Genomic DNA, 17,293 nt, shown 5'->3' on the forward strand with positions numbered 1-17,293 from the left:
CGTCGCCGCGGCTCTTAAATGATCGATTCGCGGCGTCGACCCGCCGCGGACGCGGCGTCCGCGGGCCGCCGACCGCAGCCCCGCCTGCCGGCTTGTGGAGCGTTTATGTGTCTGAGCCGACTACCGATCGGCACCGAATGGTCTCGCCGTTCGATGTGTTGGACGTCGATGAGGACGCCGACGAGGCGACCATCGAACGGGCCTACCGCGACCGCGTGAAGGAGGCCCACCCGGACCAGGGCGGGACCGTCGAGGAGTTCCAGCTCGTCAGGCGCGCCTACCGCGAACTCGACGAGCGGGACCGGAACGGCGGGGCCGGCGACGAGACCGACCCCGCCGACATCGACCTCACCGACGACGACGGCGAGGCCGACGCGGTGCAGCCGGTCCGCGTCGAGTTCCTCGACTACGAGGCGATCGACGACTACGGCTGGTCGCTCGACGACGACGACCTGTTCCGGAAGGCGTCGCACGCCGACCTCGACGAGTCGGCGCACGGCCGGCTGCTGGTCCAGCCCGACGAGAGCCTGCTCGAAGCGGCCGAGAACCGCGGGTTCACGTGGCCGTTCTCGTGTCGCGGCGGCGCGTGCGCGAACTGCGCCGTCTTCCTCGTGGAGGGCGAGCTCTCGCAGCCGACCGACCACATCATGCCGGAGGAGCTGGCGGAGCGGGGGTTCCGCCTCTCCTGTAACGGCTACCCGCTGAGCGACGAGCTGAAGGTCGTGTTCAACGTCAAACAGCTCGCGGAGCTCGACGATCTCATCCTCCCGCCCGGGCCGTTCACACGGCGGTGACTCCCGGGAGCGGTCCGACTCTCAAAAAAACGCTCTGACCGCCCTCAGAACGACTCGGCGACGGCCGCGACCACCGCGTCCTCGACCGCGTCGCGCTCGCCGGAGAGGAACTCGATTTTGCCCTCGCGGAGGCCGGCCGTGGCGACGTCGGCGTTGGGCGCCAGCTCGGCCGCGCGCTCGGCCACGTCGCGGACGGACACGTCCGCGGTCGTCCGAACGTACAGCTCGTCGGTGCCGATCCCGACCGTCGCGTACGCCTCGCCGTTCGCGTTGCGACGGTGGAGGTCGTCGAGCAGGAGCGGCGTCGGCGGGAAGTCGTAGCGGTGGGTGTAGCCGTCGGTGTCGAGCACGGAGAACTCGACGCCGTCGACCGCCTCGGTGACGACGTTCTCGGTCGCGGTCTTGACCTCCGTCTCCAGCTTCTCGCGGAACTGCTCGGAGACGTGGGCCGCGAGGTTGCCGCCGTCCTCGAAGAGGAGGTCGGCGACGAGCTCGCGTTTGTCCTGGTACGACTGGTAGTACGCCTCGAGGGCGATCGCCTCGCGGAGCTCCGCGACGCGCTCGGCGTCGTACCCCGCGTCGCGGGCGAGTTCGACGTAGCGGTCGGGGGTCTCCGCCCAGTAGCTCACCGCCGGCAGGTGCCGGAGGTCCGCGCGGACCTCGTCGTTGACCGCGGAGGCCAGCGAGGCGGCCAGCGCGCCCGTCGAGAGGTCCGCGTCGACGCCGTCGAGCTCGGGCGAGACGAGGGTGTCGACCGCGTCGCGCGTCTCGGGGTCGGCGACCTCGGCGTCGACGACGACCGCGTCGACGCCGTAGACGGAGAGCAGGTCGATTCCGTCGGCCGACTCGGTCGTGGAACCGGTGCCGACCAGCAGGAACAGCGGGAGCTGCTCGTCGTGGCGGTCGCGGTCCTGGAGCATGCGGGTCGCGTCGTTCGTCGCCGCGTCCATCCCGTACACCGGGTCGTCGAGCGGTCGGCGGGTGAAGTAGTGGTACTCAGCGTCGCTCTTCGCGTGCTCCTCGCGGATCAGCGGGAGCACGGCGCGCTCGACCGCGGCGCCGGCGACGTAGCCGTCGGCGGTGGCCGGGTGGCGCACGACGATCGGGCGCGATTCGAGGACCGCGCGGCGGACGGCCTCCGCGGCGTCGAGCAGCCCGTCGGCGAGCGCCGCGACGGCCTCGTCGCCCGCGAGCGGCTGGAGCCCCTCCGGACGGGCCTCGGCCGTGAGCGCCTCGGCGAGCCGGCGGCGGACGGCCTCGGCCTCCTCGCCCTCCAAGAGGACGAGCGCCTCGGACTCGACCTGCACGTCGCCTCGGTGGCTCTCGACGTCGCCGTCGAGCCGCACCGCGTCGCCGACCTCGACGTCCGGGTACGCGCGGACGCCCGGCTCGACGAACGCGGCCACGTCGACGACCCCCGTCTCGTCGCGGACCTCGAAGACGGTCGGGCCGCCGGTCTGCCGGACGCTGACGACCTCTCCGTCGAGTCGCACCGCGTCGCCGACGGCGTCCGAGAGGGTGCCGATCTCGACGCGCTCGCGGTCGCCGTCGAGGTCGGTATCGCCCTCGCCGGCGTCCTCGTCGGACTCGTCGCCAGCGTTGTCCGCGTTCTCGGCTTCGGTGGCGTTCTCGGCCTCGGCTCCGGCTTCGTCGGCGTCTTCCGCGTCGTCGGCGTCGGACTCGTCCGCGTCGTCCGCGTCGTCCGCGTTGTTGGCCTCGATCGACTCCTCGGACTCGAGAGCATCTTCGACGACCGCCGGTTCACGGTCGCTTTCCCCTGTCGGTTCGTCGTCGTCCGCGTCGTCGGACCCGTCCGGCTCGGCGTCAGTTCCCGCGTCCGGCCCGTCGTCGTCTCCCTCTGCGTCTTCCTCGGGGAGGTGTTCGGTGTCGCCGTCCTGGACGAGCACGCCGCGGAACTCGCGGTCGGCCTGGCGGATCGACCACGCGAGGTCGATGTTCCCGTTGTCGCGGACGCCCTTCACCTGCACGAACACCTCGTCGCCCGGCTCCCAGTCGAGGCTGTCCAGTCGTCGGTCGAGCTCCGACCGGTGGAGGAGTCCGGTCACGCCGGGCGAGAGGTCGATGAACACGCCGAACTCGGCGTAGCCGTCGACGACGCCGCGGTAGAATCGGCTCGGGACGAGCTGGTTCGGGGAGTCGCCTCGGAAGTCGAACACGACGTCCTCTTGGTGCGGATCGCAGATGCGACCGCCACCGTCGACGTCGACGCCACAAATGATACAGGATCCCATTTGAGTACACCGAGAGTCTCGGGCTTAAAACGGTTGTCGAAAGCCTCGCGGGAGCGAACGGCCGAATACGGGAGAGCGGCAGTCACCCGATCAGGGATCGAACCGCGGCGACGACCCGGTAGCCCACGCCGTACCCGAGGAGCGCGGGCGGGAGGCCCGCGACGAGCGTGCGAAGCGGGGTCGTCCCGTGGACGGTGCGGAAGCCGATCAACAGCAGCACCGCCGCGTACGCGCCGCAGACCACGCGGAGGGCAGGTATCGGTGGTCCGGCGAGCGCCATCGGCGAACTGGCGTACGCGACCACCTGCACCGTCTCGCTGACGCCGCCCCGGTCGCGCAGTGCAAGTCCGCCGTCGTACTCGACGCTGGCGAGGATCACCGACAGCGTCGCGACCGCCGCGGTCAGGTGGAGCCCCACCGGCGCGGCCAGCACGACCACCAGCAGGACCAGGATCGCCGCCGAGACGGGCACGGAGACGACGATCCCGGGAACGGCTCCCGGGTCCGCGACGAGCCAGCCGACCGTGTAGGCGGCGGCGACGGCGACGGCGAACGTCAGCGCCGGCGCCTGATCGCCGGGTCCCACGCCGTTCGCGAAGAGGCGACGCGGCCGGACGAGGGCCTCGATCCACGCCCGAGCGAGCGCGCGAGGCCCGCGCGCCCGTCCGCCCTCCGGATCCTCGATCCACGATGTCACGGGCGCCTTTCGGGCGGGTGGGATAACGGGGTTCCGGTTCGCGTCGGTCCGTCGCGAGGCCAGGCCGCACCCAACCGTTATCTCGTCTGATAGCCGGCCCGCAAAGGCTTATACCGTCCCTCGCGGAGGAAAACGCGAATGCGCGCGTTCCGGAACGACGAACGGGGGTTCACCCCGATAGCCGGCTCGGGGATGCTCGTCGGCATCGTCGTCGTGCTGTTGGCGCTCGTCGGCGCCGCGGTGTTCGGGCTGATCGACGGCGTCGCGCCGCCGGACGCGGAGTTCGAGGTCGAGACGGAGGGGACCGACCTCGTGATCGTCGCGGCCGGTCCCGAACCGGTCCCGGCCGAGGAGCTGTACGTCCGCGGCGAGGACCCGGACGAGGAGGTCCGGTTCGGCGCGTGGCCCGGCGGCGGAGTCGTGCAGCCGGGCGATCGGGTGACCGTTCCCAACGCCACCGGGAACGAGAACGTCGAGGTCGTCTGGGAGCCCCTCGCCTTCGACACGCACGAGACGCTCGGCACGTACGAGGGCGAGGACTCGGCGATCGAAGGCAGCGCCGAACGGGACCCGCTCGGCGCGACCGGCGTTTAACTATTTCAAATCCGACCGGGGCTACTCCACCGACACCCACTCGCCGCGCTCGTCGGCGCGTTCGACCGCGTCGAGGAGTTTCTGCACCGCGTACCCCTGCTCGAACGACGGCTCGAACGCGCCGCCCTCGGCGACCGCAGAGAGGAACTCGTAATTCTCGTGAACGAAGGTGTGCTCCCAGCCGATGACGTGGCCCGGCGGCCACCAGTGGTCGACGTACGGGTCGGTCTCGTCGGTGACGAGCACCGTCTGGTACCCGCGGTCGCCCTCGCGGAGCACCTCCAGCTCGTTGAGCCGCTCTAGGGAGAACTTCAGGCTCCCCGTCGAGCCGTGCACCTCGATCGCGTGGTCGTTCTTGTGGCCCGCCGCGAACCGGGTCGCCTCGAAGGTGCCCATCGCGCCCGACTCGTAGGCGACCTGCGCGGTGTAGGCGTCGTCGACGGTCACGTCGCGGTGCTCCTCGACGCTCCCGTCGTCGGCGTAGACCGGGCGCTCGTCGACGAACGTCTGCAGGTGGCCGGAGACGCGATCGACCCCGCCGACCTCGTCGCCGACGAGGAAGTCCGCGAGGTCGAACGTGTGCGCGCCGAGGTCGCCGAGCGCGCCGGAGCCGGCCATGTCGGCGTCCATCCGCCACGCCCACGGCGCCTCGGGGTCGACGAGCCAGTCCTGCAGGTAGCGCCCGCGGACCTGCCGTATCTCGCCGAGTTCGCCGTCCTCGATCAGCCCCTTCGCGTAGCGGATCGCCGGGACGAACCGGTAGTTGAACGCGGTGCCCGCGGGCACGTCGGCGTCGGCCGCGGCGTCGCGCATGGTTTCCGCCTCGTCGAGCGTCGGCGCGAGCGGCTTCTCGCAGAGGACGGGGACGCCGGCCTCGAGGGCCGCGATCGACGGCTCCGCGTGAACGTGGTTCGGTCCGAGGTTGTAGAAGACATCTACCTCGTCGATGGCGTCTTCCCAGTCAGTCGCGGTGTGCGCGAATCCGAACCGCTCCGCGGCGTCCGCGAGCGCCTCCTCGTCGCGTCCGACGAGGGTGTGTCGCTCGATCTCGGGCGCGTCCGGGAAGAACATCGGCAGCCGCGCGAGCGCGTTCGCGTGCGCCTTGCCCATGAATCGATACCCCAGTACGCCGATGTTGAGCGTCATGGGTCGGTGTACTCGATACCGAGTCTTGAGTGTGGGTGGTTCTCAGTCCGGACCGGTACGGTTTTGGTTCGATGCTGCGACCCGAGTCCGTGAGCGAGATACGCGTCGTCGCTCTCGGTTCGATCCGGCGAGGCGAGGAGCTGCTGGTCCAAGAGATCGAGGCCAACGACGCGGGCGGACGAAACTACCGGCTGCTCGGGGGCGGCGTGGAGTTCGGCGAGCACAGCCGCGAGGCGCTGCACCGCGAGTTCGACGAGGAGCTCGGCGTCACTCTCGACGACGTCTCACCGGTGGGGACCTACGAGCGGGTCTTCGACCACGAGGGGAGGCGACAACACGAGGTCTGGCGGGTCTACGAGGCGGCCATCGTCGAGGACTGGCCCTACGAGCGAGCGGAGTTCTCGTTCGTCGAGCCCGATCTCGGCGTCGAGCTACGCGCGACGTGGAAACGGCCCCGAGAGCTCCGGTCGGGACCGGACCGCCTCTACGGCGAGACGCTCCTCGACGATCTCGGGTCCGAGCCTCACTCCGCCCAGTAGGCGTCGCCCGGCCGCGTCTCGAAGACGGCGCGGTCGAGCACGTCGACCGCCTTCTCCAACCCCTCCCGCGAGGAGGTGAGCGAGTCCTCGTGTTCGATCGACAGCGCGCCCTCGTACCCGACCATCCGGAGCGTCGAGACCACGTCCTTCCAGTGGCTCTCGTCGTGGCCGTAGCCGATCGAGCGGAACAGCCACGAGCGGTCGGACTCCTCGGTGTAGCCCGTCGTGTCGAGCACGCCCTTCACGCGCGCGTTCGCGTCGTACACCTTCGTGTCCTTCGCGTGGAAATGGTGGATCGCGTCGCGCTCGCCCAAAAAGCGGATGGCCTCGGTCACGTCGATCCCCTGCCAGTAGAGGTGCGAGGGGTCGAAGTTGGCGCCGATCCGCTCGTTCGTCGCCTCCCGAAGCGCGAGCAGCCCGGTCGGCTCGTAGACGAGCATGTTCGGGTGCATCTCGATGGCCACGTCCACCCCGTGACCTGCGGCGTGTTCCGCCAGGTCCCGCCAGTAGGGGACCGCGACCTCGTCCCACTGGTAGTCGAGCGCGTCGGCGTGTTCGGTCGGCCACGGCGCCGTGATCCAGTTCGGCGTCGAGTCGCCCGGCGCGCCGCCGGGGAGCCCGGAGAAGCAGGTGACCGTGCCGACGTCGAGCTGGTCGGCCAGTTCGATCGCCTCGCGGAGCTCGCGGTCGGCCTCCGCGGCCCGCTCCTCGTCGGGGTGGAGGGGGTTGTTGTGGGTCGCGAGCGCGGAGACCCGGAGCCCGTGGTCGTCGAGCAGTCCCGTGAGCTCCGCCTGCGCCGCGTCGTCGTCGAGGAGCGCCTCGCGGTCGACGTGGGCCTCGCCGGGCCACCCGCCGACGCCGAGTTCGACGGCGTCGACGCCGATCTCGTCGAGGTACGCGACCGCGTCGTCGATCGATTCGCCGCCCAGGGGAACGGTGAGTACACCGATGTCCATGGGCGGCGATAGTACAAGACCCCGAATAAACCTTCAGGAAGCGCCACCCGGAGCGGTGGGGCTCGAACTCGCGGGCGGTCCGGGACGGCCCGACACCGGCTCCTCGCCCCGTCTCGCCCGCCGAGCGGGGCCGCGAACCACATGAGGTTTTAACGGGTGGAGCGCGTACGGCGGGTATGGGAATCCTCTCGCGCGCCTCCTACGTCATCCGCTCGAAGCTGAACGCCCTCCTCAACCGGGCGGAGGACCCGACGGAGTCGCTCGACTACTCGTACGAACAGATGCGCGACGAGCTTCAGGACGTGAAACAGGGGATCGCCGACCTGACGACCCAGAAGAAGCGACTGGAGATCCAGAAGCGAAAGCTGGAGGAGAACGTCGAGAAGCACAACCGGCAGGCCCGCGAGGCGGTCCAGCAGGACCGCGACGACCTCGCGCGGAAGGCCCTCGAGAAGAAGAAGTCGAAGATGGCCCAGATCGAGGAGCTCGAGGGGCAGATCGCGAAGCTGAACGACACGCAGGAGCAGCTCGTCGAGAAGAAGAACAAGCTCCAGAACCGCATCGAGGAGTTCCGCACGAAGAAGGAGACGATGAAGGCCCGCTACGAGGCCGCTGAGGCGTCCACTCGCGTCTCGGAAGCGATGACCGGCGTCGGCGACGAGATGGAAGACGTGAGCCGCTCGATCGAGCGCGCCGAGGAGCGCACCGAGGAGATGGAGGCGCGCTCGGAGGCGATGGACGAGCTGGAGGACTCCGGCGCCTTCGAGGACGCGCTCTCCGACAAGGACAGCATCGACCGCGAGCTCGAGGGGCTCTCGACGAACAGCGAGGTCGACGCCGAGCTGGAGACGCTGAAAGGCGAGCTCGGCAAGGGAGAGCCCGCGAGCGACGACGGCGAGGCGAGTTCCGACGAGGAGATCGAAGACGAGCTGGCGGACATCGAGTCGGAGATCGACAGCGACGACCTGGAAGCGGACCTCGACGGGGACGCCGACGTGGACGAGGAGGTCGACGTGGAGCTCGAGGAGTCCGAGGTCGACGCCGACGAGCAGCGGAACTGACAGAGGCGCAATCCGACCGGTCGGCCTCCGCGACGCCCGTTTTTCCCCGCTACTCCGACAGCGGCCGCGCCCCTGTCCCCGCGCGGTCGCGGTCGCCGAGCCTGATCTCGCCGCCGGAGAGGCTCACGCCGTCGTACGGGTCCTCGGCGAGCAGCAGCGAGCCGTCGAGGTCGGCGTAGTCGAGTAAGGGCGCGAGCTGCGCGGCCGCGGCGATCGACGCGTTCGACTCGATCATGCAGCCGCACATCACTTCCAGTCCGTGAGCGCGCGCGGCGGCGATCATCCGCCTCGCCTCCAGCAGCCCGCCGGTCTTCATCAGCTTCAGGTTCGCGATGTCACAGCGGTCGGCGATCGCGGGAATGTCCGAGAGGGTGACGCACGACTCGTCGGCGGCGATCGGGAGCGCGGACCGCTCGTAGACGAACCGGAGCCCCTCGGGGTCCTCGGCGGGCACCGGCTGCTCGACGAACTCGACGTCGCGCTCGGCGAGCCACTCGCTCTTTTCGACCGCCTCGCGGGGGGTCCACGCCTCGTTGGCGTCGACGCGGAGCCGGGCGTCGGGCGCGGCCTCGCGGACCGCGTCGATCAGCTCGCGGTCGCGGTCGGTGCCGAGCTTGATCTTGAGGACCGGATACCCGGCCTCGACCGCGGCGGCGGCCTTCTCCCGGACGCGCTCCGTCTCGTCGAGCCCGATCGTGTAGGAAGTCGCGGGCGCGGCCCCGGGGTCGAGCCCCCAGAGGCGGTGGAGGGGGACGCCGAGCCGCTTCGCGGCGAGGTCGTGGACCGCGATCGAGACGGCGGCTCGCGCCGCCGGATTGTCGTTGACGACGCCCGCCAGTTCGGTCTCGATCTCGTGGAGAGCGTGGGGGTCGCCGACGCGCTCGACGGCGTCGAGCAGGGCCGGGAGCACGGCCTCGACCGTGTCGGCGGTCTCCCCGTAGTGCGCGGAGGGGGCCGCGCCGCCGACGCCGGTCATCCCGCCCTCGTCCGAGATCCGGACGATCACGTTTTCGGCCTCGGTCTGCGTCCCTCGCGAGATGGTGAACGGGTTCTCTAAGGGGAGCGAGACCCGCTCGAACTCGGTCTCGAGGGTCATTCGCCGCCGAGCCCCGCGTCGACGATCCCGTCCACGATCCGGTCCGCGCCGTCCCGGACCGGGTCTGCGGCCGGGGCCCCGACCCCGTCGCCGAAGTCGGCGACCGCGTCCGCGGCGGCCGCGTCGTCGTCCACGTCCTTCGTGTTGAGCGCGCCGGCGACGACGCTCGCCTCGTTGACGGGCGCCGCGAGCCCCTCGTAGAGGTCGACGTAGTCGGAAAGCGGCGGGAGCGAGAACGACTCGTAGCCGTGGATCGCCTCGCGGCCCGCGGCGTGACAGAGCACGAGCCCGTCCGCCATCGAGCCGTGGAGGATGCCGCAGGTGACCGCCGAGTAGGCGGGGTGAACGATGCTCCCCTGCCCCTCGACGACGAGGAGGTCGCGGTCGTCCCCGATCTCGACGAGCATCTCCTCGACCGCGCCGGCGGCGAAGTCGGCGACGACGCGGTCGATCGGGTTCCCCCAGCCCGCGATCATGATCCCGGTCTGGCCGGTCGGGACGAACGCGGCGTCGATCCCGCGCTCGCGGGCGGCCGCGACGATCTCGAGCGAGGCCGTCATCTTCCCGACCGAGCAGTCGGTGCCGACCGTACACACCACGTCGGCGTCCACGTCGCCGGAGGCGCCCGTCGCCACCGTCAGGTCGTCGTCGGGCTCGCGCACGTCGACGAGATCGACGCCGTGCTCGTCGGCCAGCGCGGCGAGCGCCTCGTCCTCGTTGAGGAAGTAGTGGAGCCCGCTGACCACGTCGCAGCCCGCTTCGATCGCGGCCTCCACGTCCGACCGCCACGACTCGTCGAAGCCGCCGCCGATCGGGGCGATGCCGATATATAAGGCGTCCACGTCGCCGTCTGCGGCCGCGTACGCCTCGTCGAACGACCCGACGATGGGCGCGTCCGAGATGTCCGGCACGTGGTCGGTGACGCGGTCGCCGGCGCGGTCGCGGTCGAGCACCGCGCGCACGTCCTGGTCGCCGTAGCGCATCACGCCGAGGGCGGTCTTCGCGCGGTCGGGGAACTTCTCGTGGGCGAGGATGACGATCCGTTCGTCGCTCATGGTGGCTCGCTCGCTCCGGGCGGGCTTAAAAGGGTCGAGCCGCGTCCGGGTCGACGGCTCGCGGGGACCGGTCGTCGAGCCGCCGCGTCGGCGACGGACCCGTCTCAGCATAATACAAGGTGGAGCCGCCGACCTCAAGGAGCGAGCGAGTAGGGCGGGGTAGTTTACTCGAGGTCGATCGACACGTCCGACTGCAGCCCGGCCGCCTTCACCGTGTTATACAGGAGCATCGCGCGCGTCATCGGCCCGACGCCGCCGGGGACGGGCGTGACCGCGCCGGCGACCTCCTTCGCCGACTCGTACGCCACGTCGCCGACGAGCTCGTACCCCTTCTCGGTGTCCGCGTCGACCCGGTTGATCCCCACGTCGATGACGGTCGCGCCCTCCTTGAGCGTCGAGCCGTCGACGAACTCCGGGACCCCGACGGCGGCGATCACGATGTCGGCGGTCGACAGCTTCCCCTCCAGGTCCTCCGTCCGCGAGTGACAGACGGTCGTGGTCGCGTTGCCGACCGGCCCCTTCTGGATCAGGAGGTTCGCCATCGGCTTCCCGACGATGTCCGACCGGCCGACGACGACCGCGTCGGCGCCCTCGGTCTCCACGTCGTACGCCGCGAGGAGCTTCTGGACGCCGTGGGGCGTGCAGGGTTTAAATCGGGCGTCGCCGGCGACGAGCCGCCCGACGTTCTCCGGGTGGAACCCGTCCACGTCCTTTTCGGGAGCGATCTGCCGAAGGACGCTCCGCTTGTCGACGTGGTCGGGGACCGGGAGTTGCACCAAGATCCCGTGCACGTCCTCGCGCTCGTTGAGGTCGTCGATGGTGTCGTACAGCTCCTCGGCGGGGGCGTCGGCGTCGATCTCGACGTGCACGCTCTCGATGCCGACCTCCTCGCAGTCGCGCTGTTTCATCGAGACGTACGTCTCGCTCGCGGGGTCGTCGCTCATCAACACGGTGGCGAGTCCCGGCGTCACGCCCGCCGCTTCCAGGGTCTCGACGTGCGCGGCCACGTCGTCGCGCACGTCGGCGGCGACCGCCTCGCCGTCGATGATCTGCGTCGCGTCGGCGGCGTCCCCACCGCTGCTCTCGGTCATACCGAATCCGAGGGCGAGGCGATATAAAAACGACGCGGGATCGTGTCTATCTCTTCGCCGGGACGAAGTTAGATACCCAGAAACGTGGATCAGATTCGTCGTTCACTCCGGGAACAGCTCCGTCTCGCGTTCGACGGCGTCGATGGCCGCGATCTCGTCGGGCGTCAGGTCGAGGTCGGCGGCCGCCAGGTTGGCGCGGAGGTGCCGCTCGCTCGACGCCTTCGGGATCGTCACCACGGGCTCTTTCGCGGTCGCCCACGCGATGGCGACCGTCTCGGGCGCCACGTCGTGGGCCTCTGCGACCTCGACCACGGCGTCGATCTCGCTCACGCGCCCGCCCGCCAGCGGCGAGTAGGCGACCACGGTGTACCCGTGTTCGCGGGCGTGCTCCAGGAGTTCCGGCCGGTAGAACAGGGGGTGTAGCTCCGTCTGATGGGCCGCGAGCGGCGCGTCGAGAGCGTCGATCGCGCGGTCGAGCTGGTCGGGCTCGAAGTTGGAGACGCCGACCTCGCGCACGACCCCCTCGTCGACGAGTCGATCGAGCGCCGGGAGGGTCGTCTCCGGGTCGTACGCCCCTCGCGGGCGGTGGACGTACAGGAGGTCGAGCGCCTCCACGCCGAGCAGCTCGGCGCTCTCGCGGGCGGTCGGGCCCGCGTCCTCGGCGCCGAGGTCGTCGACCCACAGCTTCGTGGCGACCGTGACCGCGTCGCGGTCCGCGTCGCTCGCGGCGAGCCCGTCGCCGACGACCGCCTCGTTGCCGTAGATCCGAGCGGTGTCGAGGTGGCGGTAGCCGAGCGAGAGCGCGGTTTCGACCGCGTCCGGGTCGTCGATCCCCATCGTTCCGAGGCCGACGGGCGGGAGGTTCATGCCCGCGTTCGGGGCGACCGACGCAAAAACAGATCGGTGAGTCGGCGCCCCTTTTTAATACGACGGCCTGCAAACGAACGGCGTATCCCTCCATGTCGCTGCCAGCCGCGACGCGTTCGAGAGCCGCGTCCCCGACGCCGAACCGATGACGCGGGAGAGACACGCGGGCGCGTGGTCGTTCCCCACGGCCCGCGGGTCAGTCCGCGTCGCTCCCGGCGAGCTCCGGATCCGCCGCGGCGTCCTCAGAACCGTCGCCGAAGCGGGGAGATCCCTCGCCGCCGGGCGCCTCCCGTCGGCGCTCCGGGACGTCGGCTGGACCGGGATCCTGGCCGTCACGGCGATCGCCCCCTCTGCGGTCGAGTGGCTCCTCGCGGGCGGCGGAAGCGCGCAGACGGCGTTCGGCGTGCTCGGCCTTCTCACTGCGGTCAGCGGCGTCGCCGTGTCCGTCGCCCGCGAGCGAACGGCGACCGTTCCCCACCGCGACATCGAGCACGTCGCCTTCGACGACGGCGAGCTCCGGATCGTCCACCGGAACGGGGAGGGAGACGACGAGCGCGAAACGGAGACCGTTCGCCCCCTCGACGACGCGGCGCGGGCCGACGCCGCGCTCGCGCTCCGCCTCCGCGGCGTCGACCTCCGCGGCGTCGAGGACGACGACGCCGTCTCTCGAACGGTCGTCGACGCCCCGAAGACCGAGCTTATCGCGTGACTCTCGCACTCTCGTGAGGCCGGTGGATTGGTCGCGAGCGATACGTCGCGGTCGGCGACCTAGGCCCGGTCGTCCGCGTCCGGGTTCACGGGCGCCCGCCCGCAGATGCTCACGAGGTCGTGGAGGTCGTCGATCTCGTAGGTGGGCTGACAGGAGAGCTCGGTCGACCGCCGGTGCGGGCGCCGGACGAACGCGGAGTCGATGCCGGCGTTGTCGGCGGCGCGCACGTCCGACTCGTTGTCGCCGACGAAGACGGCGGTCTCGGCGCCGAGGTCCTCGAGGGCGCGCTCGATGTAGTACGGCGACGGCTTCTTCCGCGAGAGGCTGGCGATCGAGGGCTCGCGACCGTACGCGACCTCGAACCGCCCGGCGAGCCCGAAGTGGTCGAGGACCGCGTCGACGGTCGCCTGCTGGTTCGAGGAGACGACTCCGAGCGAGGCGTCGAGGTGACGGAGCGCGTCGACGTCGTCGTACGGCGTTTTGCGGCCGCTCCGCGCCGCGTCGACTTGGGCGTCCGCGGCGGTCTCGTCGCGGACCCGCCAGAACTCGACGGGGTCCAGCCCGTAGCGCTCGCAGATGTCCGCCAGGGTGGCGGGGTCGACGCCGACGGCGACGTCGTCGACGTGGGCGAGGTCCGGATCCTCGACGCCGAGGCTCACGAAGGCGTCCCAGGCGGCCTCCCTGAGGGTGTCGAACGGGGTTCGACCGATCAAGACCCCGTCCTTATCGAGGACGACGGCGTCGTACACGACCCCCTCTCCGTCGGTAACCGGCAAAAGCCTTTCACCGGTCGCCTCCGCTCGACGGGGCGTCCGTCGCGGAGGCAGAACCGGGACTACGTCGGGGTCACGGAGAGAGATCCGGGGGCTGCGTCGGGGTCGCGGGGGACGGTCAGTTCGATCGCTGTTCGCTCCCGTCCTCGTCGAGGTCGACGACCGCTTGTCGCCGGAGCGCGCGCTCGAGGAACGCCCGCGGGAGCGACGCGATGTCGCCGGTCTGTACCCGCCAGAAGTTCGCGTACAGCCCGTCGGTCCCCAGCAGGTCCTCGTGCGTGCCGTCCTCGACCACCGCCCCGTCGTCGAGGACGAGGATCCGGTCCGCCGTGCGAACGGTCGACAACCGGTGCGCGATGACGAAGGTCGTCCGGTCGGCGGCGAACTCGGCGATCCGGTCCTGAATTATCGCCTCCGTCTCGGTGTCCACCGCCGAAGTCGCCTCGTCTAACACCAAGATCGCGGGGTCCTTGAGCATCGTCCGCGCGAGCGCCAACCGCTGGCGCTGGCCGCCGGAGAGTTTCACCCCGCGTTCGCCCACGAGCGTGTCGTAGCCGTCCGGCAGGTTCTCGATGAACTCGTGCGCCTGCGCCCGCCGGGCGGCCCGCTCGACGTCGTCATCGCCCGCGTCGAAGGTCCCGTACCGGACGTTCTCAGCGACGGTCCCGTAGAAGAGGAACGGCTCCTGGCTGACGTAGCCGATCGACCGCCGGAGGCTCCGCAGCGTCACGTCTCGAACGTCCTGTCCGTCGATCCGAACCGCGCCGGCGTCGGCGTCGTACAGCCGCGGCAGGAGCTTCAGAAGCGTCGACTTGCCCGCTCCGGTCGGTCCGACCACCCCCACTGTCGTTCCGCCTTCGACTGCGAAATCAGCGTCTGTGATCACTGTCTCTCCGGAATAAGCGAACCGAACGCCGTCGTAGGTCACGTCCCCTCGATCGATCTCCAGCGGGCGAGCGTCGGGCCGGTCTCCGATCGCAGGCTCCCGAGAGAGCACGCCCTGCACCCTGCTCCCGGCGGCCTTGGCCCGCTCGTAGTCGTCGACGACGTCGCCCAGCCTGATGATCGGCCAGAGGAACTGCTGGGCGTAGATGACGAAGGTGACGAACGCACCCGGCGTGAGCGCGCTCGTCAGACCGAACACCGGGCGTCCGAGCACCCACAGGCCCCCGACGAGGAACGTGACCGCGAAGCCGACACCGGAGATGACGGTCAGCCCCGGGAAGTACGTGATCCTGACCTTGATCGCCGAGAGGTTGGCGGTCAGGTACTCGTCGGAGGCCTCGGCCACCCGCTCGCTCTCGAACCGCTCGGCTCCCTCGCTCTTGATGACCTCGATCCCGCTGACGTTGTTCTCCAGCCGGGAGTTCAGGTCGCCGATCTCCTCGCGGATCGAGAGGTACCGCGGCTCTATCAGCCGAGTGAACAGCAGTGTGAACGCCGCGAGCAGCGGGATCGGAAGCAGGGTCACCGCCGTCAGCGGCGGGTTCAGCCCGACGAGGATCAGCCCGATACCGCCGACGGTGGCGAGGATCCACAGCGTCGCGCTCAGCCCGTCCTCGAGGAACGTCTCGAGGGCGTTCACGTCGTTGTTGAGGATGCTCATCAGGTCGCCCGTGCGATTGCCGGTGAAGTAGGCGAGCTCGAGGTCCTGCAGGCGTTCGTAGGCGTCGACCCGGAGGTTCCGCTGGACGCGTTGAGCGAAGACGCTCCACCCCCAGTCCTCGATCCACGAGGCGACCGCGCCGGCCACGGTCGCCGCCGCGAGGATCGCGATCGAGAAGTACAGCTTCCCGACGTCGGTGCCCGGCACGAGCCCGTCCGGCACCAGTGGGAGCGCGTACGGGCGCTCGGCGAGGAATATCGCGTCCACCGCCAGCCCGATGACGAAGGCGGGGACCAACGCGAACGCCCGGCCGACGACCGTGGCGACGGCCCCGAGAACGGCGTACCGGCGGCCGGTGGCGTACTCGGTGTACAGCCGCCAAACGGGGTTCTCCGACCACGACCCGGGCGTCTCCGAGCGCTCGGTGAGCGAGTCGGGGGTTCCCTCCATACCCCTACACTGCCCCGCGCGGGTTAAGAGCCTCCGGGGGAGGCGCTTTCGACTCCCCCGAACCGTGTCGAGAGCGCGGCGGGGACCTCCGCAGCTCGATCTTCGAGCGGCTCACACACCCAGCAGCCTGAGGACGAGCCCGACGAGCAGGAGGATCGTTCCGACGAAGAGGCCGATGAACGGGATCGGGACCGGCAGCGGGATCACGATGAGCAGGATCCCGATGACGATCAGCGCGGTGGAGAGTCGCATACCCCCTCTCTCGTTGCCCGAACGGAAAGGTGTTGAGGCGCTCGGCGTCGGGGGAACCGATCTCACTGTCGGGCACGCCTCCCGCACTTTCAATACCCGGCGCGTCCAACCTGCATATTGGACCATGAATATTGTTGATATCGCGGTGCCGGAGTACGTCGAGGTCGACGTCAGCGAACGACTCGCCAAGGTTCGGTCCATCTTCGAGCGCGAGAACCCGAAGGGGATCGTCGTCACCGAAGACGGCGAGTACGCGGGCGTGGTGGGCGAGAAACAGCTCATGCGCTCCCGGATGGAGGACGACACCAAGGTGTCGGCCGTGATGAAGTCGGCCCCGTCGGTCGACCGTCACGAGGACCTCCGCGAGACCGCCCGCCTCCTCGTCGAGGGCGACGTGAAGATCGCGCCGGTGTACGAGGGCGAGAAGCTCTACGGGATCGTCACCGTCGACCAGATCCTCGAGGCGGTCCTCGACAGCCTCGACGCGATCACGGTCGGCCAGATCGCCACCGACGACGTCATCGGAATCAACGAGAAGGACAGCGTCGGCAGCGCGATCAACCGCCTCCGGGAGAACGGAATCTCCCGGCTGCCCGTCCTCGACGAGGACGGCCAGCTGGTCGGCGTCGTCACCACCAACGACATCGTCGAGTTCGTCGTTCGCGACCACGAACGGCAGGGCAGCGGCGACCGCGCCGGCGACATCGACCGGATGCTCGACATCCCAGTCTACGACATCATGTCGAGCCCCGTCGTCACCGCGACCGCCGACGAGACCGCGGAGGCCGTCGTTCAGCGCATGTTCGACAACGACGTCTCCGGGCTGGTCGTCACTCCCGACGACTTCGACACCGTCGCCGGTATGGTGACGAAGACCGACGTGTTGCGCGCGCTCACGTTCACCGAGCAGGACTCGATGGACGTGCAGATCACCAACGTCGAGCTGCTCGACACGACCTCGCGCGAGCACATCGTCGAGTCCATCGAACAGGTCGCGAACAAGTACGCGGACATGCACGTCATCCACGCGCACGTCCGGCTCCACGCCCACAAGGAGAAGCTCCGCGGCACCCCCCTGATCCAGTGTCAGATCCGCCTCCGCACCAACGAGGGGCAGGTCGGCGGCTCCGGCGAGGGGTACGGCGCCGAACACGCCTTCCACGTCGCGCTGGACAAACTCGAACGGAACGTCCTCGAGATCAAGGGCGTCAACGCCGACGAGGAGTACCGCGGCCAGCTCCTCCGCAAGCTCGGCGAGCTGTGAGTCGGTAGGCGCTTCGCGCGACCGGATCTCGCATCGTCGCCGTCGACCGTTCCGCCGCGGCGGTTCCCGTTTCCTCCCGTTTCGCGTTCAC

General features: G+C 70.0%; 17 protein-coding genes. 6 read left to right on the forward strand and 11 right to left on the reverse strand.

The features are described from left to right. Positions 1-137 precede the first annotated feature (137 nt). On the forward strand, positions 138-794 hold the full coding sequence (fer, locus tag C469_RS00565) for a ferredoxin Fer (protein ID WP_008002877.1): 657 nt from the start codon (positions 138-140) through the stop codon (positions 792-794). 44 nt (positions 795-838) lie between these two features. On the opposite strand, the gene C469_RS00570 is transcribed toward fer, so the two are convergent. Both C469_RS00570 and C469_RS00575 read right to left on the reverse strand, forming a co-directional pair. Continuing rightward, the gene (locus tag C469_RS00570; RefSeq protein ID WP_008002879.1) at positions 839-3,046 is read right to left on the reverse strand and encodes a DHH family phosphoesterase; all 2,208 of its coding nucleotides are present in this window, start codon (positions 3,044-3,046) and stop codon (positions 839-841) included. 82 nt (positions 3,047-3,128) lie between these two features. After that, on the reverse strand, positions 3,129-3,743 hold the full coding sequence (locus C469_RS00575) for a YIP1 family protein (protein ID WP_008002881.1): 615 nt from the start codon (positions 3,741-3,743) through the stop codon (positions 3,129-3,131). 138 nt (positions 3,744-3,881) lie between these two features. Between C469_RS00575 and C469_RS00580 the strand changes: the two genes are divergently transcribed. Further along, the gene (locus tag C469_RS00580) at positions 3,882-4,337 is read left to right on the forward strand and encodes a type IV pilin (protein WP_008002883.1); all 456 of its coding nucleotides are present in this window, start codon (positions 3,882-3,884) and stop codon (positions 4,335-4,337) included. Between the two features lie 21 nt (positions 4,338-4,358). On the opposite strand, the gene C469_RS00585 is transcribed toward C469_RS00580, so the two are convergent. Continuing rightward, positions 4,359-5,483: a Gfo/Idh/MocA family protein gene (locus C469_RS00585; protein WP_008002885.1), complete on the reverse strand. Its 1,125-nt coding sequence runs from the start codon at positions 5,481-5,483 to the stop codon at positions 4,359-4,361. A gap of 89 nt (positions 5,484-5,572) precedes the next feature. On the opposite strand from C469_RS00585, the gene C469_RS00590 reads away from it, so the two are divergent. Further along, positions 5,573-6,022 (forward strand): NUDIX domain-containing protein, encoded by a 450-nt coding sequence (locus C469_RS00590; RefSeq protein ID WP_241429962.1) that lies wholly within the window; start codon positions 5,573-5,575, stop codon positions 6,020-6,022. Here the strand turns inward: C469_RS00590 and C469_RS00595 are convergent. Then, on the reverse strand, positions 6,007-6,978 hold the full coding sequence (locus tag C469_RS00595) for a sugar phosphate isomerase/epimerase family protein (protein ID WP_008002889.1): 972 nt from the start codon (positions 6,976-6,978) through the stop codon (positions 6,007-6,009). The genes C469_RS00590 and C469_RS00595 overlap by 16 nt on opposite strands. Positions 6,979-7,154: 176 nt before the next feature. Between C469_RS00595 and C469_RS00600 the strand changes: the two genes are divergently transcribed. Continuing rightward, entirely contained in the window at positions 7,155-8,039 is an 885-nt protein-coding gene (locus C469_RS00600) for a PspA/IM30 family protein (protein ID WP_008002890.1), read from the forward strand. A gap of 49 nt (positions 8,040-8,088) precedes the next feature. Here C469_RS00600 and C469_RS00605 read toward each other — a convergent pair whose 3' ends face one another. The 4 genes from C469_RS00605 to C469_RS00620 form a co-directional block, all read right to left on the reverse strand. Further along, positions 8,089-9,135 carry a dipeptide epimerase gene (locus tag C469_RS00605; protein WP_008002891.1) on the reverse strand — a complete coding sequence of 349 codons (1,047 nt, stop codon included), beginning with the start codon at positions 9,133-9,135 and terminating at the stop codon, positions 8,089-8,091. Beyond that, positions 9,132-10,190, reverse strand: a complete 1,059-nt coding sequence (locus C469_RS00610) for a DUF1611 domain-containing protein (RefSeq protein ID WP_008002892.1) — start codon at positions 10,188-10,190, stop codon at positions 9,132-9,134. Before C469_RS00610 ends, C469_RS00605 begins: the two co-directional genes overlap by 4 nt. 164 nt (positions 10,191-10,354) lie before the next feature. Continuing rightward, positions 10,355-11,281 (reverse strand): bifunctional methylenetetrahydrofolate dehydrogenase/methenyltetrahydrofolate cyclohydrolase, encoded by a 927-nt coding sequence (locus tag C469_RS00615; protein WP_008002893.1) that lies wholly within the window; start codon positions 11,279-11,281, stop codon positions 10,355-10,357. A 102-nt stretch (positions 11,282-11,383) separates the two neighbouring features. Beyond that, the gene (locus C469_RS00620; protein WP_008002894.1) at positions 11,384-12,148 is read right to left on the reverse strand and encodes an aldo/keto reductase; all 765 of its coding nucleotides are present in this window, start codon (positions 12,146-12,148) and stop codon (positions 11,384-11,386) included. Positions 12,149-12,293: 145 nt separating this feature from the next. Here C469_RS00620 and C469_RS00625 point away from each other — a divergent pair, with 145 nt between their 5' ends. After that, the gene (locus tag C469_RS00625; protein WP_008002895.1) at positions 12,294-12,857 is read left to right on the forward strand and encodes a hypothetical protein; all 564 of its coding nucleotides are present in this window, start codon (positions 12,294-12,296) and stop codon (positions 12,855-12,857) included. A gap of 59 nt (positions 12,858-12,916) precedes the next feature. On the opposite strand, the gene C469_RS00630 is transcribed toward C469_RS00625, so the two are convergent. The 3 genes from C469_RS00630 to C469_RS17100 all read right to left on the reverse strand — a co-directional run bounded on the left by C469_RS00630 (position 12,917) and on the right by C469_RS17100 (position 15,938). Next, positions 12,917-13,606: an HAD family hydrolase gene (locus tag C469_RS00630; protein WP_008002897.1), complete on the reverse strand. Its 690-nt coding sequence runs from the start codon at positions 13,604-13,606 to the stop codon at positions 12,917-12,919. A 142-nt stretch (positions 13,607-13,748) separates the two neighbouring features. After that, positions 13,749-15,686, reverse strand: a complete 1,938-nt coding sequence (locus C469_RS00635; protein WP_008002898.1) for an ABC transporter ATP-binding protein — start codon at positions 15,684-15,686, stop codon at positions 13,749-13,751. Positions 15,687-15,797: 111 nt separating this feature from the next. Further along, positions 15,798-15,938, reverse strand: a complete 141-nt coding sequence (locus tag C469_RS17100; RefSeq protein WP_169330825.1) for a hypothetical protein — start codon at positions 15,936-15,938, stop codon at positions 15,798-15,800. A gap of 124 nt (positions 15,939-16,062) precedes the next feature. On the opposite strand from C469_RS17100, the gene C469_RS00640 reads away from it, so the two are divergent. Beyond that, positions 16,063-17,202, forward strand: a complete 1,140-nt coding sequence (locus C469_RS00640; protein ID WP_049910861.1) for a CBS domain-containing protein — start codon at positions 16,063-16,065, stop codon at positions 17,200-17,202. Positions 17,203-17,293: the final 91 nt, after the last annotated feature.

Source organism: Halorubrum lipolyticum DSM 21995 (assembly GCF_000337375.1).
Taxonomy (GTDB): Archaea; Halobacteriota; Halobacteria; order Halobacteriales; family Haloferacaceae; genus Halorubrum; species Halorubrum lipolyticum.